Source organism: Candidatus Weimeria sp. HCP3S3_B5 (assembly GCF_052064335.1).
Taxonomy (GTDB): Bacteria; Bacillota; Clostridia; order Lachnospirales; family Lachnospiraceae; genus Weimeria.
In genome coordinates, this window is the sequence record NZ_JBQHVU010000007.1 from 80,818 (window position 1) to 103,347 (window position 22,530).

A 22,530-nucleotide genomic window follows, 5' to 3' on the forward strand; every position below is an offset into this window, starting at 1 on the left:
CAATCGGACGCATGTTTAGTTATAATTCGAATAAGAAACATTTTTTTAAAGATTTTCCCCATTTTCATGAGAATTCTGATTGATGCTATATCAGCAAGTAATCTTTCGCGAAAGGATATTTATGAAGGAAACAGACAAATACAGCTCGATGTCGGTCATTGAATTAAAGGACCTGGCCAGAGAAAGAGGCATAAGGGGTGTGACCGGAAAGAGCAAGGCAACTATCATTTCAGTCCACAGGAAGTATGATGCAGCGGTAGCGGCCGGAGAAAGCGATCCTGCCATGATAGCAAACCCGGCAAAGAAAAGAGGAAGACCTCCTAAGGATGCGAAGAAGGAGGGGCGGATAGATACAGCAGATGAGACTGCAGAGAAGGCTTTGCCAGCTGCAGCAGAGGCTATACAGACTAAAGAGATAGCAGATTCTCCTGAAGAAAAAAAAGAGGGAACAGAGACCGCAGTCCAGGACCAGAAGAGGGTCAGGCGTCCATATCACAGGAAAGATCAGAATAACAGGAATTCCCAGTACAGCGGTCAGGGACGTACCTATGCAGGCAATCAGAAATATTCCCGCAGCAGAAATACTGGAAATGAGCACAGGGCCTATAATAATAATCAGCACAGGTCATATACCCAGCACAGCTATCAGAATAATTATGATGAGGACCGTGAGAAGGTGAGAAATACTGAAAGCTCACAGCCAGTCCAGGTAAAGACCGAAACCAACGAGATTCCACATTATGACGATGCAAAGCCATGTCAGGGAATGCTTGAGATCATGTCAGAGGGATATGGTTTCCTTCGTACAGCCGGATATCTGCAGAGCGAAAATGATGTATATGTTTCCCAGTCACAGATCAGGAAATTCAAGCTCCGTACAGGAGATGTGATCACAGGGCAGACCAGACGCAATAATCCAAATGATAAATTCGGCGCGCTTTTATTCATAGAAAATATAAATGGAATAGACCCAGATGCCTGCACCAGACGAACACCGTTTGAGAAGCTCACTCCTATCTTCCCTAATGAGAGAATAAGGCTTGAGAGGCCGGGCGGATCTATAGCAGTAAGGATAATGGATTTCATTTCCCCTATAGGAAAGGGCCAGAGGGGAATGATAGTATCTCCGCCTAAGGCAGGAAAGACCACGCTCTTAAAGCAGGTCGCAATGTCTGTAATGAAGAATAATCCGGAGATCCATCTGATGATCCTTCTAGTCGATGAGAGACCGGAAGAGGTCACAGATATGAAGGAGACGGTCGAGAATTTCGGTGGACACTGTGAGGTCATAGCCTCTACCTTCGATGAGACTCCGGAGAACCACAAGAGACTTTCTGAGATGGTAATAGAGCATGCCAAGAGAAGAGTCGAGCTGGGACAGGATGTGATGATCCTTCTGGATTCCATTACAAGACTTGCAAGAGCCTATAACCTTACAGTACCGCCATCAGGACGTACACTCTCCGGTGGACTTGATCCTGCAGCCCTTCATATGCCGAAGAGATTTTTCGGAGCAGCAAGAAATATGAAGGAGGGAGGCTCCCTTACAGTCCTTGCGACAGCGCTTATAGATACAGGATCAAGGATGGATGATGTAGTCTATGAGGAATTCAAGGGCACAGGCAATATGGAGCTTGTCCTCGACAGAAGTCTCTCAGAGAAGAGAGTCTTCCCGGCAATAGATCTGGCCAAGTCATCCACAAGAAGAGACGACCTGCTCTATAATCAGGATGAGAGGCTTGTCACCGAGAAAATGAGAAGAGATCTCTCAGGCTTAAAGAGTGAGGAAAGCGCAGAGACCATAATCGCCACAATGCAGTCTACCTCTACCAACGCAGAGTTCGTAAGTAAGCTTATGAGCCAGATGTAGGGTGATGTTGCATTACAGGAACAGATATAGTATATTAGACTCTGTATTTTTGAGGTGAAAAATGAATAATACGAGAATAGTAGTGGATGCGCAAGGAGGCGACAACGCACCGGATGAGATCATAAAGGGAGCCTGCGCAGCGCTTCTGGCCAGAGATGATATTGAGATCATATTCACAGGACCCGAGGATACGATAAGGGAGAAACTTTCAGCCTTTAGCGATGCTCCTATGGATCGTATCAGGATCTGTAATACGACTCAGGTCATAGAGATGGCAGAGCCGCCGGTACGAGCCATAAGACAGAAGAAGGATTCTTCGCTGGTAAGAGGACTTATGCTTGTAAAGGAGGGTGAGGCCGATGCATTCGTATCAGCCGGATCCACAGGAGCCATTCTGGTTGGAGGGCAGCTTATAGTAGGAAGCTTCCAGGAGTGAAGCGGGCGCCGCTTGCTCCGGTCATCCCTACAAGGAAGGGAGTTTCCCTTCTCATAGACTGCGGAGCCAATGTGGACGCAAGGCCGGAGCATCTGCTGTCATTTGCCAGGATGGGTTCAGTCTATATGGAAAATGTCCTGAAGAAAAAGAACCCGACTGTGGGACTCTTAAGCATAGGGACCGAGGAGGAGAAGGGCAACGCTCTGGTAAAGGAGACTCTTCCTCTCCTGAAGGAATGTGACGATATAAACTTCATAGGGCCGGTAGAGGCCAGAGACCTTCCATTCGGAGCAGCAGATGTAGTCGTAACAGAGGCCTTCGCAGGAAATGTAGCCCTGAAGACCTATGAGGGTACAGCCAAAATGCTTGGATCGGTATTAAAGGAGACCCTTACATCCTCTGTCCGCTCGAAGGTCGGTGCAGCACTTATACTGCCGTCCCTAAAGAAGTCCATGAAGGCATACGATGCATCGAGGTACGGTGGAGCGCCTCTTCTGGGACTAAAGGGTCTAGTGGTAAAGGCCCATGGCTCAAGCAAGGCAGTAGAGATAAAGAATGCTATACTTCAGTGCAGCGCATTCTCAAAGGAAGATATAAACGGAAAGATTCTTGAAAGGATAAGTTCAAAAAAGGAGGAACAGTAAATGGAACTGGACCTGTTGAAGAAGATCATAGCCGATGTGCTGTCTGTAGACCCTGACGATATCACGTCTGATACCACATTTATAGACGATCTTGGAGCAGATTCACTTGACGTCTATCAGATCATAATGGCAGTCGAGGACGAGCTTGGGATCGAGATAGATGAGAATCAGGCTGAAAAGATAAGGACTGTAGGCGATGCAGTCGATCTGATCAGACAGACAAAGGGAGAAGACTAAGCAGATGCCCCCGTAAGGGGGCTTTTTAAGGAGTTATTTTGGAAACAGATCTTAATCTACTAATGGATAGGATTGGATATCAGTTTAATGATGCACAGCTTCTTTTACACGCGCTGACACACAGCTCATATGCGAATGAGAAGAATCTGAAGCCGTTTTCTGATAACGAGCGTCTGGAGTTCTTAGGCGACGCTGTTCTTGAAGTGGTATCCAGTGACTATCTCTACAGGACATATACGAATATGCCGGAGGGCGATCTCTCGAAGCTTCGTGCTTCCTTAGTATGCGAGCCTACACTGGCATTCTGTGCAAAGGACATAGATCTCGGCAGCTTCATCCGGCTGGGAAAAGGCGAGGAGGCTACAGGCGGCCGTACAAGGAAATCCATAACTTCTGACGCCTTTGAGGCAGTCATAGGGGCAATGTATCTGGACGGAGGCATGGAGAGCGCCGCCAGATTTATAAGGAGATTCGTTCTTACCGACATAGAGAATAAAAAACTCTATCATGACTGCAAGACAGCGCTGCAGGAGATAGTCCAGGCAAAGCACAACAGTACACTTGTCTATAAGGTAATCGATGAATCAGGACCTGACCATGCCAAGGTATATACAGCCGTGGCAATGGTAGGTGAGCGGATAATAGGAAAGGGCTGCGGAAGCTCAAAAAAGCATGCCGAGCAGGAGGCTGCCTTTAATGCACTTGTATCACTTCATGAGGAAGACAAGGCAGACGTGCTGAAGGATTAGGGGAGAGACAATGTATTTAAAAAGCATGGAGCTTATGGGATTCAAGTCCTTCGCCAACAAGATCGTACTTAAATTCCATAACGGAATAACGGGGATAGTGGGCCCAAACGGCTCAGGAAAGAGTAATATAGCTGACGCCGTCCGCTGGGTCTTAGGAGAGCAGTCAGCAAAGACACTGAGGTCATCGGCCATGACCGATGTGATATTTTCAGGGACCGAGGCCAGAAAGCCACTAAGCTATGCCTATGTAGCAATCACACTTGATAATTCAGATCATGTGCTTCCTATAGAATTCGATGAGGTGACAGTCGCAAGAAGGGTATACCGCTCAGGAGAGAGCGAATACCTGATAAACGGTGCGGTCTGTCGTCTTCGTGATGTAACCGAGCTTTTTTACGATACAGGTATCGGAAAAGAGGGTTACTCCATAATCGGACAGGGACAGATAGACAAGATCCTTTCAGGCAGGCCTGAGGAGAGGAGAGAGCTCTTCGATGAGGCAGTAGGAATAGTAAAGTACAAGAAGAGAAAGACCGAAACTATAAAGAAGCTTGGCGATGAGGAAGAATCTCTTGTACGTATAAACGATATCCTGGGCGAGCTGGAGAGACAAAGAGAGCCTCTAAAGAAGCAGGCCGAGCTTGCCCGCGAATATTTGAGCAAAAGAGACAGGCTGCGCCAGCTGGACATCGATTCCTTCATCCTTGAGTCGGATGCGATCGGGGAGGATCAAAGGAAGACAGAGGAGAACAGGGATCTGGTAAAGTCCCAGCTTGATGAGGGCTACAAGAAAAGCGAGCAGATAAAGGAGAGCTTCCATAGACTGAAGGAGGAAGCAGCCGAGCGTGAAAAGGAGCTTGACGGACTCCGTGAGAGTAAGCAGGCTCTCGATGTAGAGAATGAGAAAAAGGAAGGCCGGATAAATCTCTTAAGGGAGCAGCTCAAGTATCAGAAGCAGTCCTCACTTGACCTCGAGAAGAGGAAGAATGAGACGCTTGATTCGATAGCAGCTACAGAGGCCCTTATAAAGGAGCAGGAGGAAAAGCTGAATTCGCTTGAGGGTGATCTTTCACAGATAAATGAAAGAGAGCAGGAGACAGACAGACTTCTTACCAATGCGAAAAGATCAGAGAGTGAGCTTGCCAATGACATTGAGACAATAAAGAAGGCCTCTGATGAGGTAAGCTCCTTCATGTCCCGTCACCAGGCCATGGTCATGCGCAACAAGACCTTAAAGGAGCAGCTTACCCTGCAGAAGAGTCAGATAGCAGGCAGGATGCTTTCAAGACAGGCGAAGAACAAGGATCTTGCCGATCAGATAAGAAATACCTCAGATGAGGATCAGGCTCTTTTAGAAAAGCTGTCTGCCAGGAAGAAGGAGATTGATGAGCTTGTAAGTGGAAGGGAGGCCACAGAGAAGGAAAGGGAGGCTCTTAAGAAAGAGCTTAAGGAAAAGACAGAGGAATACAATGTAAGCCATGCCAGGCTTGAGTCGATAAGAAATATAGCTGAGAGATACGAGGGCTTCGGAAACACTGTAAAGAGTGTGATGGATAAGAAAAGAGAAAACCCCGGTATCTACGGAGTCGTAGCCGACCTCTTAAGCACAGACAAGAAATACGAGACGGCTATCGAGATAGCTCTCGGCGGCAGCGTAAAAAATATTGTCGTTGATACAGAGGATACGGCAAAGGGTCTTATCGCATATCTTAAAAGAGAAAGGCTCGGACGCGCCACCTTCCTTCCTGTAAGCATGGTCCATGGCAATGCAAGGGTGCCAGAGGCTGCCATGAGTGAAAGGGGAGTAATAGGGACAGCCGATGACCTTATAAGGACAGACAGCCGTTATAAGGGAATCTTTTCCTATCTGCTGGGAAGATACCTTGTAGTCGACAATATCGATTCTGCGGTAGCCCTGCAGAAGAAATACAGGAATGGACTCAGCATAGTGACTCTTGATGGAGATACTATCCGTCCGGGCGGAGCCATGACAGGAGGAGCCTTCAGGAGGTCTGACAACCTGCTCGGAAGGAAAAGACAGCTCGATGACTTAAGCGATAAATGCAGGAGCATAAAGGAGCGCCTCTTTATAATAAATGAGTCAATGGACGCCTCTACTAAGAAAAGAGAGGAGGAGGCAGCTCTCGAGAAGGAGAAAAGAGAAGAGTACAATGCACTTCTTATAGAGAAGAAAAATATAGAGCATGACCTTACTCTGCTAAAGGAGCAGCAGGCCGATCAGACCAAGGCATATGAGGACATTGTCTTAGAGGAGGAGGCAATAAAGAAAAAGCTAAAGGAGATGGAGGCCGAGCAGAGCTCATATGATGAAAAGCTTTCAGAGATCCATCTGAAGGAGAAGGATATATCTGTAAGATCATCAGAGCTCGAAAAGGAAAAGAGCCGGATAGCAGCAAGCATTGAGAGGCTGTCTGAAAAGATAGGACAGATAAGGATAGAGAAGGCCTCACTTACAGAGAGGATAAATGCAGCAGGCGAGAGGCTTTCCGGGCTTAAGGAGACAAGAGATACTGCCAGAGGGAAGATAGAGGAACTTGAAAGCAGGAAGGACTCGGGATCAAAGGAGACAGAGGCACATAATAAGGAGATAGAGGAGCTTTATTCTGCGATAGAGGAAGGCAGGAAGCAGAAGGATCAGATACTTTCTCAGATAGAAAGTACAGCCAGAGAAAAGGAGGAGCTCGACAGGAAGAGTCAGACCATATTTGACCAGAGCGAGGATATCTCACAGCAGATCTCACTTCTTGAAAAGGAGAGCGTGAAGATAAATACACGGCTCGAGAAGAACAAGGAGAGGTCAGATGAGCTTAATAACTATATGTGGGACCAGTATGAGCTCACAAGACATGAGGCCGAAAGGCAGAAGAGTGAGAAGATAGCAACTCTGTCTGATATCAGGTCAGAGTCAAAGGCATTAAAGAGCGATATCAGGAGTATGGGAAGCGTAAATGTAAACGCAGTCGAGGAATATGATGAGCTTTCAAAGCGCTATGACTTCATGAGCTCACAGCATGATGACCTGATGAATGCCAGGGAAAAGCTACTGGCCCTGATCGAGGATCTGGACAAGGGAATGACAGATCAGTTCAATGCAGGCTTTAAGGATATTCAGACTGAGTTCGACAAGGCCTTCAAGGAGCTCTTCGGCGGAGGACATGGACGTATCACGCTTGATCCGGATCAGAATGTGCTGGAGGCAGGGATCAATATCATAGCCTCACCTCCTGGCAAAAGGCTTACCAATATGATGCAGCTTTCCGGAGGAGAAAAGGCCCTTACAGCTATAGCCCTGCTCTTTGCCATACAGAATCTCCATCCGTCGCCTTTCTGTCTTCTAGATGAGATAGAGGCAGCGCTTGATGACTCAAATGTCGACAGATTCGCCTCATATCTGGGAAGGCTTACCTCCCATACCCAGTTTATCGTGATAACACACAGGAGAGGTACTATGAATGCTGCTGACCGCCTGTATGGTATCACAATGCAGGAGAAGGGAGTATCTACTCTCGTTTCTGTAAATCTGATAGAGGACCAGCTGACATAATAATTCTAAGGAGAAGCAGATATGGGATTTTTTCAGAAACTAAAGGATGGACTCTTTAAGACCAGAAGCACCTTTGTAGCTGACATGGATGCAGTCTTCATGGGACATGAAAGGCTTGACGATGACTTCTATGAGGATCTGGAGGAGACTCTTATAATGGGAGATATAGGAGTAAAGACCACAGAGGAGATAATCGACCAGCTGAAGACCGCCGCAAAGAAGGAGCATATCAAAAAGCCAGGACCCTTAAGAGAATACTTCGTCCAGTATGTAAAGGAGCAGATGGCTCTTCCTGAGGATGCCTATCATTTCACAGAGGTGACATCTGTCGTATTCGTGATCGGAGTAAACGGAGTAGGAAAGACCACCACTATAGGAAAGATAGCCTCAAAGCTCCATGATCAGGGCAAAAAGGTAGTCATAGCCGCAGCCGATACCTTCAGGGCAGCGGCAAAGGAGCAGCTTGCTGTCTGGTCAGACCGGGCCGGAGCAGAGATAATAGGAGCAGGTGAGGGGGCTGATCCCTCGTCTGTCGTCTATGACGCTATAGCAGCTGCAAAGGCCAGACATGCCGACTGTCTTCTTATTGACACGGCAGGACGACTTAATAATAAAAAGAACCTGATGGATGAGCTGGCAAAGATGAGCCGTATAATAGATTCAAGGTTTCCTGAGGCCTTCCGGGAGACTCTTGTTGTAGTTGATGCGACAACAGGACAGAACGCCCTTCACCAGGCAGAGGATTTCTCTGAGGTAGCCGACGTCACAGGCATAGTCCTTACCAAGATGGACGGGACCGCAAAGGGCGGTATCGCTATAGCGATAGCTACAGAGCTTCATATACCTGTTAAGTATATAGGAATAGGAGAGAAGGTAGAGGATCTGGAGAGATTTGATGCGGAGCAGTTCGCCAAGGCCCTATTTGAGCTTTCGGGAGAAGACGATTCTTGAATTTTTAAAAAAACTGGTTTAAAATACGCACATTGATGTGTTTTTATAAGGAGAAAAAAGATTATGCTGACAAGAGAAGATTTCGATGAAGCCTATAATGTAGTCCATCAGGTGACGCTTGAGACGAAGCTGGTTTACAGTGACTACTTCAGTCAGGTCACAGGGAACAGGATCTATCTGAAGCCAGAGAACCTGCAGAGGACAGGAGCCTATAAGGTAAGAGGAGCCTACTACAAGATCTCGACTCTTTCCGAGGAGGAGAGGAAGAAGGGCCTTATCACAGCATCAGCCGGAAATCATGCCCAGGGAGTGGCTTATGCCGCAAAGCATTTCGGCTGCAAGGCCGTCATCGTAATGCCTACCACCACACCTCTTATCAAGGTAAACAGGACCAAGAGCTACGGGGCAGAGGTAGTCCTGCATGGAGATGTCTATGATGACGCCTGCGACTATGCGCTTAAGCTTGCTAAGGAAAACGGCTATACCTTCATCCATCCGTTTGATGATCCGGTAGTGGCTACAGGACAGGGTACCATAGCAATGGAGATCATAAAGGAGCTTCCTCTTGTCGATGTGATCCTTGTCCCGATCGGAGGAGGTGGGCTTGCGACAGGAGTTTCCACATTAGCGAAACTTATAAATCCAAAGATAAAGGTGATAGGAGTTGAGCCGGCAGGAGCCAACTGCATGCAGGTCTCACTTAAAAACGGTGAGGTCACGACGCTTGATCATGTAAATACCATTGCCGACGGAACCGCAGTAAAGACTCCGGGAGAGCATATCTTCCCTTATATCAAGAAGAATATTGACGATATACTTACAGTTACAGATGATCAGCTGATCGTTGCCTTCCTCGATATGGTGGAAAATCATAAGATGATAGTGGAGAACTCAGGTCTTCTCTCAGTCGCTGCAGCCAGACAGCTTAAATGCAGGAATAAAAACGTAGCCTGCATATTATCAGGCGGCAATATGGATATAATCACCATGTCCTCAGTAGTCCAGCAGGGACTTATAATGAGAGATCGGATCTTTACAGTATCCGTACTGCTTCCGGACAAGCCGGGAGAGCTTGCTGCAGTAGCAGATACCATTGCTAAGGAACAAGGAAATGTAATAAAGCTCGAGCACAACCAGTTCGTTGCTGTAAACCGCAGCGCACAGGTGGAGCTTAGGATCACACTTGAGGCCTTTGGCAGCGACCACAAGAATCAGATAATGGATGCCCTTGAGAAGGGCGGCTACCAGCCAAAGATAGTAAGGACAGTATTGTAATAATGGCAAAAAAGAAGGAAGAATACGGCGCAGACAGTATAGCGGTCCTCGAGGGACTAGAGGCAGTAAGAGTTCGTCCGGGAATGTACATAGGCTCTACTACCCGCAAGGGCTTAAACCACATGATCTACGAGATAGTGGATAATTCAGTGGACGAGCATCTGGCGGGATACTGCGATACTATCCATGTCACCTTGAATGCGGACGGCTCATGCACGGTAGAGGATAACGGACGAGGTATACCTGTAGGTATGCATGCCAAGGGAGTCTCGGCAGAGAGAGTCGTGCTTACGACCCTTCATGCAGGAGGAAAGTTCGACCATTCTGTCTACAAGACCTCCGGCGGGCTTCACGGAGTAGGCTCCTCTGTCGTAAATGCACTTTCGCAATGGATGGATGTCAAGATAAAAAGAGACGGACATATCTATCACGACAGATACGAGAAGGGAAAGCCGGTCGAAAAGCTTGATGCAGGCCTCCTTCCTGTGATAGGGGACACAAAGGAGACAGGAACTACCATCACATTTCTTCCTGATCCGACTATCTTTGAAAAGACCAGGTTCAAGGAGGATGAGATAAAGAACCGCCTGCACGAGACTGCATATCTGAATCCGGACCTTACCATAATCTATGATGACGACAGGACCGATGAAAATGAGCATTTCGTCTACCATGAGCCTGACGGTCTTTCCGGCTTCATAAGGGATCTTAATGTAAACAGTGAGCCGGTTACAGATATTGTGACCTTAAGCGGTGAAAGTGAAGGCATAAAGGTAGATGTGGCCTTCCAGTTCGTAAATGAATTCCATGAGAACATAATGGGCTTCTGCAACAATATCTACAATGCGGAGGGCGGTACCCATATCACGGGCTTCAAGACCATATTTACGACTATCATAAATTCCTATGCCAGAACCCTTGGTATACTTAAGGATAAGGATCCGAACTTTACCGGTGCTGATGTAAGAAACGGTATCACAGCAGTCATTTCCATAAAGCACCCTGATCCCCGTTTCGAGGGACAGACCAAGACCAAGCTTGACAACCAGGATGCAGCGAAGGCAGTTTCATCTGTCGTAAATGAAAGGCTTGTCCTCTATTTTGACAGAAATGTCGATACCTTAAAGGCTGTTATAGAATGTGCCCAGAAGGCTGCAAAGATCAGAAAGACCGAGGAAAAGGCAAAGACCAACCTGCTTACAAAGCAGAAATACTCGTTTGATTCAAACGGAAAGCTTGCCAACTGCGAGAGCCGGGATCCTTCAAAATGCGAGATCTTCATAGTAGAGGGAGATTCTGCCGGAGGCTCTGCAAAGACTGCAAGGAACAGGATGTATCAGGCCATACTGCCTATCCGCGGAAAGATTCTTAATGTGGAGAAGGCTTCTATAGACAAGGTCCTTGCCAACGCCGAGATAAAGACCATGATAAATGCCTTTGGTTGCGGATTCTCAGAGGGCTACGGCAATGATTTCGATATTACCAAGCTTCGCTATGACAAGATAATCATAATGGCTGATGCCGATGTGGATGGAGCCCATATAGCGACTCTGCTTCTCACTCTTTTCTACAGATTCATGCCTGAGCTTATCTACGAGGGCCATGTCTTCATAGCCATGCCTCCTCTCTATAAGGCCATGCCAAAGAAAGGGAAGGAGGAGTATCTCTACGACGACAGGGCACTTGCCGAATACAGAAGGAAGCATAAGGGTGCCTTTACTCTTCAGAGATATAAGGGACTCGGAGAGATGGACGCTTCCCAGCTATGGGAGACGACCCTTGACCCGGAGCACAGGAAGCTTCGTATGGTAGAGATAGAGGACGGCCGTATGGCAAGCGATGTAACAGAGATGCTTATGGGAAATGACGTCGAGCCAAGACGGGTGTTTATACATAAGCATGCGAGGGAAGCGGAGCTGGATGTTTAGGTGAGAGGTGAGAAGGAGATAACATGCCACAAGAAATGATCCACTCGGAATATTCCGAGATCATGGAAAAATCATATATTGACTACGCAATGAGTGTCATAGTTCAGAGGGCCCTGCCCGATGTGCGTGACGGTCTGAAGCCGGTGCAGAGGCGAACACTCTACGATATGCATGAGCTGGGCATCAGATATAACGGCCCATACAGGAAGAGCGCCCGTATAGTCGGCGATACCATGGGTAAGTATCACCCTCATGGCGATTCGTCTATCTATGATGCTCTTGTCGTGATGAGTCAGGACTTCAAGAAGGAGCTGCCCTTAGTCGACGGCCACGGCAACTTCGGCTCCATAGAGGGAGACGGAGCTGCAGCCATGCGATACACGGAGGCAAGGCTCTCAAAAGTCACCCAGGAGGTCTTTCTTTCTGATCTCGACAAGGATGTGGTAGACTTCGTACCAAACTTCGACGAGACTGAAAAGGAGCCGTCTGTCCTTCCTGTCCGTATACCAAATATCCTGATAAACGGAGCCGAGGGAATAGCAGTAGGGATGGCTACATCCATCCCAACCCATAATCCGGGAGAGGTCATAGACCTGTGTATAAACTATATGAAAAACCCTGACATGTCTACAGAACAGGCCATGAGGTTTGTCAAGGGACCGGATTTCCCGACAGGTGGCATAGTCACAAACAAGGACGATCTCCTTTCTATTTATTCGACTGGACAGGGAAGGATAAAGCTCCGCGGAAGGGTAGTCACAGAGCCTGGAAAGGCCGGACACACAAAGGTGGTTGTGACCGAGATACCATATACCATGATAGGAGCCGGAATAGGAAAGTTCTTGTCAGACGTTGCTGCTCTTCAGGAAAACCATCTGACAAACGATATCTCTGATATATCAAACCAGTCCTCCAAGGAGGGCATAAGGATAGTCATAGACCTGAAGAGGGGAGCCGATGTAGAAAACTTCATCAACCTCCTATACAAGAAGACCAAGCTCGAGGATACCTTCGGAGTGAATATGCTCTGTGTCTGCGACGGGCGTCCTGAGACCCTTGGACTGATACCTCTTATCAGGCATCATGTGGACTTTCGCTATGAGCTATGCAGGAGAAAGTATACTACCCTTCTCAACAAGGAAAGAGAAAAGAAGGAGATCCAGGAGGGACTTATAAAGGCCTGCGACTGCATTGACCTCATTATTGAGATTCTTCGCGGCAGCAAGGACAGGAAGATGGCCTGCAACTGTCTGGTAAACGGAGTGACCGATGGCATCAGCTTCAAGTCAGAGAGATCAAGGAAGGCAGCGGCTACTCTTCTTTTCACAGAAAAGCAGGCGGACGCTATACTTGACATGAAGCTCTATCGTCTGATTGGACTTGAGATAGAGGCCCTTCGTGGAGACTATGAGAAGACCCTCAAGAATATCTCGACTTATTCTGATATCCTTTCGAACCGCACATCGATGACTAAGGTAATAATAGACGACCTTAAGAGTCTCAAAAAGGAATATTCGATCGAGAGAAGGACTACTATCGACAATGTAGCTGAGGCTGTAGTAAGAGAGAAGCCTATAGAGGAGATAGATCAGGTAGTCCTTATAGACAGATTCGGATACGCCAGAGGAATAGATATGGCCACATACGAGAGAAACAAGGAGGCGGCCATAAACGAAAGCCGTCGGGTCATTTTCTGCAAGAATACAGACAGGCTTGTCATATTTACTGACAGTGGAAAGGCTCATACCATAAAGGTCCTTGATCTGCCAATGGGAAAGTTCCGTGACAAGGGAGAGCCTGTCGATAACGTAAGTAATTATGACGGTACAAAGGAAAGAGGGGTTTTTGTCGCACCACTTTCTGAAATCATAGAAAAAGAGGTGTATTTTGTCACCAAAAGGGGTATGATAAAGAAGACAGGTGGAGATGAATTCGAGACGACGAGGAAGACTATTGCTGCGACAAAGCTCAAGGACCATGATAGTCTTGTAGCAGCAGGCTTTGCAGAGAAGGGATCCTCTGTACTTATCAGGACGGATAAGGGATACAGATTGCGGATAGAGTGCAGCGATATAGCCTCGATGCACAAGACATCTGTAGGAAACTGCGGGATAAAGCTCCATAAGGAGGATTTCGTAGAGGAGGCCCTTAACTATGATGATACGAGCGATCAGCTTGCAGGGATCGATCCGGGAAGACCCGGGAGCTATGGAAGCAGAAAAAGGTGACGTTTATGAGAAGAGCTATCAGTAAAAACTATACCGCGATGATGGCAGTAGTAGTACTTTCAGTGCTCCTTGTGATTTCAGGAGCAATTCTTTGTGCTTTTCCTTCATTTCCGGTCGCGGGATTTCTCTATGTGATAAGCGGCTTTTCTATAGTCGGCGGAGTTTGGCTTATCCTGCGTTTCTTCATGAAGGAGGAGTACAGGGCGGTTTCAAACTACGACTTTTCACTTGGGGTCCTGCTGGTTACAGCCGGAGTTCTTCTTATAATAACGGGTAAGAGTCTGGTACCGTATTTCATCTATGTGACAGCAGTGCTTCTGATCCTTCTGGGAGTTGTCACGCTGCAGTTTTTCCTCCAGTGCGCATTCATGAGAGGACCGTTTTCTGCGATAATAAATTTCCTGATAGCAGGCGCTGTTATGGCCCTCGGTATCTGTATCTTTATAGAGGATCAGGGGATAATAATAAAAAACATCCGTCTAATAAATGCAGGCGTTATGGGATCTGGAATACTGGGAATCCTTTCGCTTCTTATGACCTATATCAGAAGCGTAAGATACGACCGTTTCCTTGAGCTATCAGCAGCCCGCAATAAGGAAGATGAGCCATATGTTGAGACCTATCTCGATGTGAAGAGATCCCGTGACAGAAACCTTGAGGATCAGCCATTTACGGTAAAGGATCTCCCGCCAGAACCGAATCCAGGAAGACCTTGGAATGAGGCCGAAAGCACAGAGACGAGGACGAGCGAAGCAAAGTCCGAGTCCTGTGCGAGGCCGTCCTCTGAGATTGGTGAGAGCAAGTGAAACGCAGCTCGAACCTAGCGAAGAGGACATCCTTAGCGAAAGCACAGAGACGAGGACGAGCGAAGCGAAGCCCGAGTCCTGTGCGAGGCCGTCCTCTGAGATTGGTGAGAAATGATCGAGCCTTCGGGCTCTTTTTTTATTGGAGATTCGAGTCCCTGAATCCTACCCCTTTCCTTCCATATTCGATAACGAATAAATTATCATCTGATTGATCAGTTCATTCCTGCTGACGTCTGCTTCCTGTGCCTTGGTGTCCACAATCTGCAATAGATCAGCGGGTATACGGAGAGATATGACTTCCTTTTCGGGCTTACGAATTACAAATTTAGACATTTTGAGCTCCTTTGCTTGACATTATATTTCAAAAACTATAGAATAAATAGACGTCAGAAACAGATATCACCATTCGAATACAGAAACGATATCTGAAATGACAGTCATAAGGAGGTGCGCTTTGTCCGAGATATATGATTTCCATTGTCATATTCTGCCAGGGATAGATGATGGGAGCCGGGACATAGAGATGACAGATGCGATGCTTCGGGCAGAGGAGGAGCAGGGGGTAGACCATATCCTTTTTACTCCTCATTTCTACGCTCAGCAGCAATCCGGATCTGAATTCTTAAGGCACAGGGGAAATGCATTCGATAAGGTAAAGAGCCTGATCGATTCCAAGGGTTATGCGATAGAAACAAGGGCAGCCGCCGAGACCTATTTTTTCAAGGGTATCTCGGAGGCCGGTATTCTTGATGATCTCTGCATGCAAACGGATTCGGCGCAGGTCCTTTTTGTCGAGATGCCGTTTACCCAGTGGAGAAGGTCCATGTATCAGGAGGTAAAGGCACTTATCGAGAAGAGGCAGCTTACGGTCGTGCTGGTGCATATAGAGAGATTCTATAAGTTCCAGAAGGATAAGACCATATGGGACCAGATATTTTCCCTGCCGGTAATAGCCCAGCACAATGCCGGCATCTATAAGGGCCTTATGACAAGGGGGCTGGGGCTTCGTACCATTAAGGAGCACTGGCCAGTGATACTGGGCAGCGATGCCCATAATACTACGTCAAGACCCTGCAATATGGCAGATGGCAGAAGGGTGATAGAGAAGAAGCTTGGAGCAGCGGCTCTGTCACGGATAGATAACAGGAGCAGGAGGCTATGGACCGACGGCACGATAAACTGAATCTGATCGCTGCGGTAGTTGTAGCAGTCATAGCGGTCCTGGTTATTTTTCTGGCCTTTAAGGGGCTGTCAGAAAGAAATAAGGGAGTGGATATGACGACAGAGGATGCATCAGCAGATGCAGCCAGTACAGAGAAGACGCCTGTGATCACTCTTGGCCTGAATGACTATACCTATAAGGATGATATCACTAATTTCCTTATCATAGGTACAGACCACAGCGGAAGCTACAGCAATGACAAGGGAAAGGATTATCACGGAGAGATGGCCGACTTCCTTCTAGTCATTTCCATAAACGACACCAGGGGGACCTATACACTTCTTCCTATAGACAGGGATACCATGACAAAGGTCTATATGATGAACGACAAAGGCAAGTCATATGCCTCGACTACAGAGCAGATCTGCACGGCCCATTGGTATGGCGGAAATGAGAAGCAGAGCTGCAGGAATACAGTAAGGGCAGTATCAGACCTGCTCGGCGGCCTTCCGATAAAGGCATACTACAGTATAGGCATGGATCAGATCAAAAAGATAAACCATGCAGTAGGAGGCGTTACAGTAAAGGTCAAAGGTGACTTCAGCGCGATAGATCCGTCTCTTAAAGAAGGGGCGACCATCCATCTGAGCGACGATCAGGCCTTTACCTATGTCCATGAGAGACGTGATATGCCGGATGACAACCGTAACTCAGCCAGGATGGGCAGGCAGCAGCAGTATATGGATGCCTTTATCAGGGCAGCAAAGGAGAAGACAGAGGAAGAGCCGTCGTTTGCGAATGATTTGTATTCAGAGCTTACTGATCAGGCGGTCACGAACATGAACGGACATGAAGTGAGCTACCTGCTCAATACATTTGCGACAAAGGATCTGACAGGAAGCCTTCATATAGAAGGAAAGTACAAAGAAGGAAAGATACTTGACGATGACAGGCCTCACGGTATGTTTAGTGCGGATCAGTCATCCATATTCGATAATCTGAGCACAATGCTGGGACTTTCGGCTAAGTAAAAGGATAAGAGAAGTGAGCGACGAGCGGATAGAGAAAAAAGAAAACCTGATAGCGGATGAGGCCGCAAACGATGATGAGGTGGAGGTAGACCTTGGGGAGCTGTTTTATTTTTACAGATCCCACCTGGTATCCATAATCCTGGTATTCATACTCGGTGCCCTTGCAGCGGGAGCTATAGCATTTTATCTGGTGACGCCTAAGTATACAGCTACCAGTAAGCTCTATATGGTCTCATCATCGACCAAGTCAGTCGTAGATATTTCGGATTTTAATATAGGAACATCACTGTCTCAGGACTACGTGGAGGTTCTTAAGACAAGACCAGTATATGAGTCAGTGATCGATAAGCTCCATCTGGACTATAACTACAGACAGCTATCAAAGATGATAAAGACCTCTGTGGTAGGAGATACGAGAATAGTCCAGATAGATGTGACGGATACCGATCCGAAGGAGGCAAGGGATATAGCAAATGCCGTAGCCGATGCCGCAGTAGAGCAGGTGCCGCGTACCATGGAGACCTCGGAGCCTCATATAATAGAGCCAGCCATAGTGCCGGACGAGCAGTCATCACCTCATCTGCTTATAGATATAGTGGCCGGTGGTCTGGCCGGACTTGTAATAATGCTTGTGATGCTTACAGTATCATTTATCTCTGATGATACCTTCCAGTCAGGAGAGGATGTGGAGAAGATGTTCGGAGTCATGCCTCTTACAGTTATCCCTGAGTCGGATCTGGGAATCCTGAATGAGAAGAATGAGTCAGATGACGATGACAAAGCCAACCGAAGAAGGGCGAAGGCCATGGCAAAGAACCGAAAGGCAAATGAGAGGGCCAGAGCAAGGTCGATGAAGAAGGCAGCCAGGAGGAGAAGATAATGCAGGAAATAGAGATAAAGAACCTGGGCGAGCTGCCATATGCAGTCGAGGAGGCCATGAACCGGCTCAGGATCAATGTGGGCTTCATGGGAAGCGATGTGAAGAAGATAATGGTCACATCGACGACCCCAAATGAGGGGAAGAGCTTTATCGCTATGCAGCTTTTCGCCCAGATGGCAAGGTCAGGCATGAAGTCGCTCTTTATAGACTGTGATCTGAGGAAGTCTATACTCAGTGACAAGTACGGAATGACAGTCACAGGGGCAGATGGCTACAGCGCCTTCACTGCCAGACCGCAGAGGGGCACCAGCTACTGTCTGTCGCATGACGGAGAGTTTGATGACTGTATATACAGGGTGAAGGGCATACCTGATGCCTATATAATGCCTAATACTGACAATATAGTCAATCCCTCGATGCTTTTTGAGAAGAGCAGGTTCTCTGACCTTCTTAGGTATGCATCGCTTAAATATAAATATGTCTTTCTCGATGTGCCGCCGCTCGATCTGGTGGCCGACGGAGAACAGATAGGAAGCAAATGCGACGGGGCTATCCTTGTCGTTAGAGGAGGGATAACCTCGAGAAACATGGCAAAGCATTCTGCCATGCAGCTCGAGAGGGCCGGATGCCCACTGCTTGGGATAGTCTTGAACCGTGTCGAGGGAGCCAAGGGCGGCTACTATTACAAGAAGTACGGCGGCTATTATGGCAAGAGCAAGTACTACGGTAAGGACAAGCAGTACTATTACGGCAAGAATAAATGATCTGGTATCCACATGCCCATGCATGTTGATATATACCTCTGAAAAGAGGGCGTCACTAGAAGATGGCAGAGCCGGAGAGGAAGTATGTATTTTGCTGCGGCTTTGCCTCGGGCGGGGAAGCCCGCCCGGTTGCACCAGTCCCTATCGCCAGATAGAAACGGTTCGGACGGAAAGGAGTTTTTTCATGAAACTTTCTATCAAGAAGATCCTTGCAACAGCAATGGCAGCAGCAATGGTTCTTTCAGTATCTCCGGCTGTAGCAAACGCCGCTGATTCAAAGACCACAGCAACTGAGCCAACATCACAGACCAATGCAGAGGCTGAAAAGAGCAATGCAAAGGGAGTTGAGACAGTTGCAGCCAACACCAGCGCAAGTGGAAAGGCTACTGTAACAGAGATCACAGTTTCCAACAAGAAGGCTGTAACGGTTCCTTCTAAGGTTACTGTAAACGGTGTAGTATACACTGTTACAAAGCTCGGCGCTAATGCTTTCAAGGGCGAGACAGTAAAGAAGGTTACTCTTCCTTCATCAATCACTTCTCTTGGATCAAAGGCCTTCACAGGTGTCAAGGGCTTAAAGACCGTAAAGATCAGCACCACAAAGAAGGTATCAGTTAACAAGGCTGCCTTCAAGGGCGTAAACACCAAGGGAATCACCATTACCGTAAGCAAGAAGATGAGCAAGAAGAATCTCAAGGCTCTCAAGGCTTCTCTCAAGAAGGCTGGCTTCAAGGGTAAGGTAAAGGTTGCCTGAGAGGGATTTTTATCAAACCTTAAATCTTGAAAAGGATTTATAAACCCGTTCCGGGCATGGGCCGGAACGGGCTATATATTGGGATTTTTTCAAATACGCCGTTACAAAAGCTTATGGATGAGGTCGTCGCCAAAGCGCGCGCTGTCTGATATAAGCCGTAAGAAATTATAGTCAGTCTGGTTTCAGGACCTTTTAAGCAATTAAAGGGCGCTGAAAGCGGGATGGCGGAGCACGCCTGAAAGGAAAAGTAAATATGCCAATGCAAAAGAGTGGAGAGAGAGCAGATGTACAGTAAAAACAGATCCTGGATGCTGAAGCATCTGGATTTTATGATTATTGACATCATTACCTGTAAGGTCGCTTTTCTCCTGTCCTTTATGCTGAGGCAGGGAGGGGGAGCTGCAGAACTTCTAAGAGGTGTATATTTCTCAGATGCAGTAGATTTTAACAATATAATATTCAGAGATTTGTTCTTCGCGATTTTTTTCCTGTGCATTCTGGATGTGATATTTCAAAAGTCGCACACTAATATCTTAAAGAGAGGATTTCTGAAGGAGGCCAAGTCCTGTCTGAAGCTTAGCACTGCTATATTTATCGAGCTTCTTATCATCCTGTTCGCGCTGAAGATCTCGGCAAGCTTCTCTAGGCTCGTGCTTTTATACTTCTGGATCGGCTCTACGATTCTGATGCTCATATTCAGGAGCTGCTACAAGGTAATCCTAAAGGCCATCCTGGGACAGGATACCTACCACACGAGGCATCTGATCCTTCTGGCCACGGAAGAAGAGATGCCTTCTCTTGTGCGAGAGTTTTCTGAGAAACAACATGACATACGCCTTACGGGCTGTATGATCCCCGCTGCCAGTGCCGCAGATGCTTCAAGCGAGGCGGCAGCAGGTCACCATGGTGCAGGAAGCAAGACGGCATCAGGTCATCATGACACAGGAAGCGAGTCTGTGACTGGTATTCCCGTAGTGGCAAAAGATCCGTCAAGTGCGCTCGCATATCTAAAAAGCCACTGGGTGGATGAGGTCTTCATCTCTCGCGGGATGAGTGGCAAGGCAGTGGATGATTTCATCAGAGGCTGCCATGTGATGGGTATCACGACTCACCAGGAGATCAACGTCGAGGAGGATCACACTGCCGAGGTGGCTGTCGAGACGATGGCCGGTACTGTGGTGGTCACAGGATCACTACGGATCATAGACCCGATGCTTCTTCTGGTAAAGAGGATCATAGATATAATAGGCTCAGTTATCGGCATGGCTCTCTGCGCGTTGTTGACAGTGTTCGTAGCAATCCCGGGCATACTCATCTGTGATCCCGGCCCTGTATTCTACAAGCAGAAAAGGGTCGGAAAGAACGGCCGGGTGTTCAACCTGTACAAGTTCCGCTCCATGTATCTGGACGCTGACGAGAGAAAGGCTGCCCTGATGAAGAAGAATGAGATGCAGGGAGCCATATTCAAGATGAAGAATGATCCCCGCATCATAGGCAGCGGCCCTGACGGCAGCCGCCACGGCTACGGCTGGTTCATCCGCAAGACTTCTATCGATGAGTTCCCCCAGTTCATCAATGTCTTCCTCGGCCAGATGTCCCTCGTAGGCACCCGCCCTCCCACACTCGATGAATGGCAGCAGTACGAGGCTCATCACAGGGTCCGCCTGGCAGTCCGCCCCGGCATCACCGGCGTCTGGCAGACCAGCGGCCGCAACCAGGTAAGTGACTTTGAGGACATTGTAAACCTCGACCTCTCATATATCAACAACTTCTCGATCGGCAATGACATCAGGATAATCGCAAAAACAGTGAAGCAGATATTCAGAGGGGAAGATGGGGCGGAGTGAAGGCAGGTGCCTTCTCATCACTGGCCATGTCAGTATCATGCTTATGATTGTTTTTATTCCATACTCTGGCATTCATTCACGGGTTGGTCAGCGATTGACAGGCGAGAAAATGATTAGACCCGCAGGTGAATGGATGAGTGTGTTTCACGTTTTAAATGAAAAGATTTTTAATGAGGGAGTGTAGTGACAGGTGCAGGATGTATTTATTATCGGATCAAAAGGATTAGGAAATTACGGCGGCTATGAAACGTTCGTAATGAAATTAATCGACTACCACTCGTCTAATCAGAATATACGCTACCACATCGCGTGCAAGGCAAATGGATCCGGGTACATGGATGAGAAAAAGCTTCCAGGCGCCAAGACCGTAAGCCCACATCATTTCAAGTACAGAAACGCAATCTGCTATAAGGTTCCAGTGAAGGAGCAGTTTAAGTCTGCACAAGCAATTTTCTATGACATCGATTCTCTGAAATGGGCGATAAACCATATCAAGAAACATCATATCGAGCATCCAATCGTTTATGTTTTGGCGTGCAGGATCGGACCATTCTTTGAAAAATACGTAAAAGAGATTCACCATCTCGGTGGAAAGGTCTTTGTAAACCCCGACGGCCATGAGTGGATGAGAGCCAAGTGGTCTGCACCGGTTCGAAAATACTGGAAGGAATCGGAGAGAGGTATGGTAAAGCATGCAGACCTATTAATCTGTGATTCCGTCAACATTGAGAAATACATAAAAGAAGAGTACGGAAAATATAGCCCACACACAACATTTGTCGCTTACGGCGCGGATGTGGTAAAGAGCGAGCTGGAGGATACGGATCCGTTGTTCACAGGCTGGCTGAAAGAACAGGGGCTGAAACCGTATCAGTACTATTACTGCTGCGGACGTTTTGTTCCGGAGAACAACTTCGAGACGATGATCCGGGAGTTCATGAAAAGTAAGACAAAGCGTGATTTTGCGATCATCACGACAAAGAACGATGCGTTCCTTAATGAACTGGATGAGAAGCTTGGATTTAGGAAAGACCCACGAATTAAGTTTGTTGGTACAGTCTACAATCAGGAGCTTTTAAAGAAGATCCGAGAGCAGGCTTATGCGTACTTCCACGGCCATAGCGTTGGAGGAACGAACCCTTCGTTACTTGAAGCTCTGGGAAGTACACGCTTGAACCTCTTGTTTGACGTTGGCTTTAACAAGGAGGTCGGTCAGGATGCAGCTCTTTATTGGAGCAAAAAAGATGGCGACCTGGCGGGACTGATTGACCGAGTGGACGTGCTTGAAGATGCGGTACTGGAAGAGTACGGACGGAAGGCAAAGCAGAGGATCAGGGACGCATACAGCTGGCAGTTTATTGCTGATAGATATGAAGAGATATTTTGTGAGGAATAGGAAGAAG

General features: G+C 47.5%; 17 protein-coding genes and 1 pseudogene. 17 read left to right on the forward strand and 1 reads right to left on the reverse strand.

Annotation, left to right across the window (positions count from 1 at the left end; genetic code table 11):
* The first annotated feature begins 121 nt into the window (after positions 1-121).
* The 10 genes and pseudogenes from rho (at position 122) to ACTNCK_RS05155 (ending at position 14,689) form a co-directional block, all read left to right on the forward strand.
* On the forward strand, positions 122-1,870 hold the full coding sequence (gene rho, locus ACTNCK_RS05110; protein WP_441081358.1) for a transcription termination factor Rho: 1,749 nt from the start codon (positions 122-124) through the stop codon (positions 1,868-1,870).
* Between the two features lie 61 nt (positions 1,871-1,931).
* Positions 1,932-2,950: pseudogene (gene plsX / locus ACTNCK_RS05115) on the forward strand (phosphate acyltransferase PlsX).
* Positions 2,951-3,187 (forward strand): acyl carrier protein, encoded by a 237-nt coding sequence (acpP, locus tag ACTNCK_RS05120; RefSeq protein ID WP_441081359.1) that lies wholly within the window; start codon positions 2,951-2,953, stop codon positions 3,185-3,187.
* Positions 3,188-3,249: 62 nt separating this feature from the next.
* Positions 3,250-3,936: a ribonuclease III gene (rnc, locus tag ACTNCK_RS05125; protein ID WP_441081361.1), complete on the forward strand. Its 687-nt coding sequence runs from the start codon at positions 3,250-3,252 to the stop codon at positions 3,934-3,936.
* Positions 3,937-3,946: 10 nt separating this feature from the next.
* A complete protein-coding gene (gene smc, locus ACTNCK_RS05130) occupies positions 3,947-7,501 on the forward strand; it encodes a chromosome segregation protein SMC (protein ID WP_441081363.1) in 3,555 nt (1,184 codons plus the stop codon).
* A gap of 21 nt (positions 7,502-7,522) precedes the next feature.
* Positions 7,523-8,452: a signal recognition particle-docking protein FtsY gene (gene ftsY / locus ACTNCK_RS05135; protein ID WP_441081364.1), complete on the forward strand. Its 930-nt coding sequence runs from the start codon at positions 7,523-7,525 to the stop codon at positions 8,450-8,452.
* A 63-nt stretch (positions 8,453-8,515) separates the two neighbouring features.
* A complete protein-coding gene (ilvA, locus tag ACTNCK_RS05140) occupies positions 8,516-9,727 on the forward strand; it encodes a threonine ammonia-lyase (RefSeq protein ID WP_441081365.1) in 1,212 nt (403 codons plus the stop codon).
* A gap of 2 nt (positions 9,728-9,729) precedes the next feature.
* A complete protein-coding gene (locus ACTNCK_RS05145) occupies positions 9,730-11,655 on the forward strand; it encodes a DNA gyrase/topoisomerase IV subunit B (protein ID WP_441081366.1) in 1,926 nt (641 codons plus the stop codon).
* Between the two features lie 23 nt (positions 11,656-11,678).
* Positions 11,679-13,883: a DNA gyrase/topoisomerase IV subunit A gene (locus tag ACTNCK_RS05150; RefSeq protein ID WP_441081367.1), complete on the forward strand. Its 2,205-nt coding sequence runs from the start codon at positions 11,679-11,681 to the stop codon at positions 13,881-13,883.
* Positions 13,884-13,888: 5 nt separating this feature from the next.
* Positions 13,889-14,689, forward strand: a complete 801-nt coding sequence (locus tag ACTNCK_RS05155) for a hypothetical protein (protein ID WP_441081368.1) — start codon at positions 13,889-13,891, stop codon at positions 14,687-14,689.
* Between the two features lie 162 nt (positions 14,690-14,851).
* Here ACTNCK_RS05155 and ACTNCK_RS05160 read toward each other — a convergent pair whose 3' ends face one another.
* Entirely contained in the window at positions 14,852-15,022 is a 171-nt protein-coding gene (locus ACTNCK_RS05160) for a ribbon-helix-helix protein, CopG family (protein WP_441081371.1), read from the reverse strand.
* A 121-nt stretch (positions 15,023-15,143) separates the two neighbouring features.
* Here ACTNCK_RS05160 and ACTNCK_RS05165 point away from each other — a divergent pair, with 121 nt between their 5' ends.
* From ACTNCK_RS05165 to cps2T, 7 genes are all read left to right on the forward strand, one after another.
* Positions 15,144-15,872, forward strand: a complete 729-nt coding sequence (locus tag ACTNCK_RS05165; protein WP_441081374.1) for a CpsB/CapC family capsule biosynthesis tyrosine phosphatase — start codon at positions 15,144-15,146, stop codon at positions 15,870-15,872.
* On the forward strand, positions 15,848-16,882 hold the full coding sequence (locus ACTNCK_RS05170; protein WP_441081377.1) for an LCP family protein: 1,035 nt from the start codon (positions 15,848-15,850) through the stop codon (positions 16,880-16,882). The genes ACTNCK_RS05165 and ACTNCK_RS05170 overlap by 25 nt, the downstream gene beginning before the upstream one ends.
* A 13-nt stretch (positions 16,883-16,895) precedes the next feature.
* Positions 16,896-17,762 carry a YveK family protein gene (locus ACTNCK_RS05175; RefSeq protein ID WP_441081379.1) on the forward strand — a complete coding sequence of 289 codons (867 nt, stop codon included), beginning with the start codon at positions 16,896-16,898 and terminating at the stop codon, positions 17,760-17,762.
* Positions 17,762-18,526: a CpsD/CapB family tyrosine-protein kinase gene (locus ACTNCK_RS05180; RefSeq protein WP_441081380.1), complete on the forward strand. Its 765-nt coding sequence runs from the start codon at positions 17,762-17,764 to the stop codon at positions 18,524-18,526. Before ACTNCK_RS05175 ends, ACTNCK_RS05180 begins: the two co-directional genes overlap by 1 nt.
* Positions 18,527-18,710: 184 nt before the next feature.
* The gene (locus ACTNCK_RS05185) at positions 18,711-19,280 is read left to right on the forward strand and encodes a leucine-rich repeat protein (protein ID WP_441081381.1); all 570 of its coding nucleotides are present in this window, start codon (positions 18,711-18,713) and stop codon (positions 19,278-19,280) included.
* A gap of 284 nt (positions 19,281-19,564) precedes the next feature.
* The gene (locus tag ACTNCK_RS05190; RefSeq protein WP_441081382.1) at positions 19,565-21,127 is read left to right on the forward strand and encodes a sugar transferase; all 1,563 of its coding nucleotides are present in this window, start codon (positions 19,565-19,567) and stop codon (positions 21,125-21,127) included.
* A gap of 190 nt (positions 21,128-21,317) precedes the next feature.
* On the forward strand, positions 21,318-22,523 hold the full coding sequence (gene cps2T / locus ACTNCK_RS05195; RefSeq protein WP_441081384.1) for a beta 1-4 rhamnosyltransferase Cps2T: 1,206 nt from the start codon (positions 21,318-21,320) through the stop codon (positions 22,521-22,523).
* Positions 22,524-22,530: the final 7 nt, after the last annotated feature.

Excerpts from the sequence above, each read along its gene's own strand:
- rho (WP_441081358.1), top strand. The coding sequence starts at position 122 with ATGAAGGAAACAGACAAATACAGCTCGATGTCGGTCATTGAATTAAAG.
- acpP (WP_441081359.1), top strand. The coding sequence starts at position 2,951 with ATGGAACTGGACCTGTTGAAGAAGATCATAGCCGATGTGCTGTCTGTA.
- rnc (WP_441081361.1), top strand. The coding sequence starts at position 3,250 with ATGGATAGGATTGGATATCAGTTTAATGATGCACAGCTTCTTTTACAC.
- smc (WP_441081363.1), top strand. The coding sequence starts at position 3,947 with ATGTATTTAAAAAGCATGGAGCTTATGGGATTCAAGTCCTTCGCCAAC.
- ftsY (WP_441081364.1), top strand. The coding sequence starts at position 7,523 with ATGGGATTTTTTCAGAAACTAAAGGATGGACTCTTTAAGACCAGAAGC.
- ilvA (WP_441081365.1), top strand. The coding sequence starts at position 8,516 with ATGCTGACAAGAGAAGATTTCGATGAAGCCTATAATGTAGTCCATCAG.
- ACTNCK_RS05145 (WP_441081366.1), top strand. The coding sequence starts at position 9,730 with ATGGCAAAAAAGAAGGAAGAATACGGCGCAGACAGTATAGCGGTCCTC.
- ACTNCK_RS05150 (WP_441081367.1), top strand. The coding sequence starts at position 11,679 with ATGCCACAAGAAATGATCCACTCGGAATATTCCGAGATCATGGAAAAA.
- ACTNCK_RS05155 (WP_441081368.1), top strand. The coding sequence starts at position 13,889 with ATGAGAAGAGCTATCAGTAAAAACTATACCGCGATGATGGCAGTAGTA.
- ACTNCK_RS05160 (WP_441081371.1), bottom strand. The coding sequence starts at position 15,022 with ATGTCTAAATTTGTAATTCGTAAGCCCGAAAAGGAAGTCATATCTCTC.
- ACTNCK_RS05170 (WP_441081377.1), top strand. The coding sequence starts at position 15,848 with ATGGACCGACGGCACGATAAACTGAATCTGATCGCTGCGGTAGTTGTA.
- ACTNCK_RS05180 (WP_441081380.1), top strand. The coding sequence starts at position 17,762 with ATGCAGGAAATAGAGATAAAGAACCTGGGCGAGCTGCCATATGCAGTC.
- ACTNCK_RS05185 (WP_441081381.1), top strand. The coding sequence starts at position 18,711 with ATGAAACTTTCTATCAAGAAGATCCTTGCAACAGCAATGGCAGCAGCA.
- ACTNCK_RS05190 (WP_441081382.1), top strand. The coding sequence starts at position 19,565 with ATGTACAGTAAAAACAGATCCTGGATGCTGAAGCATCTGGATTTTATG.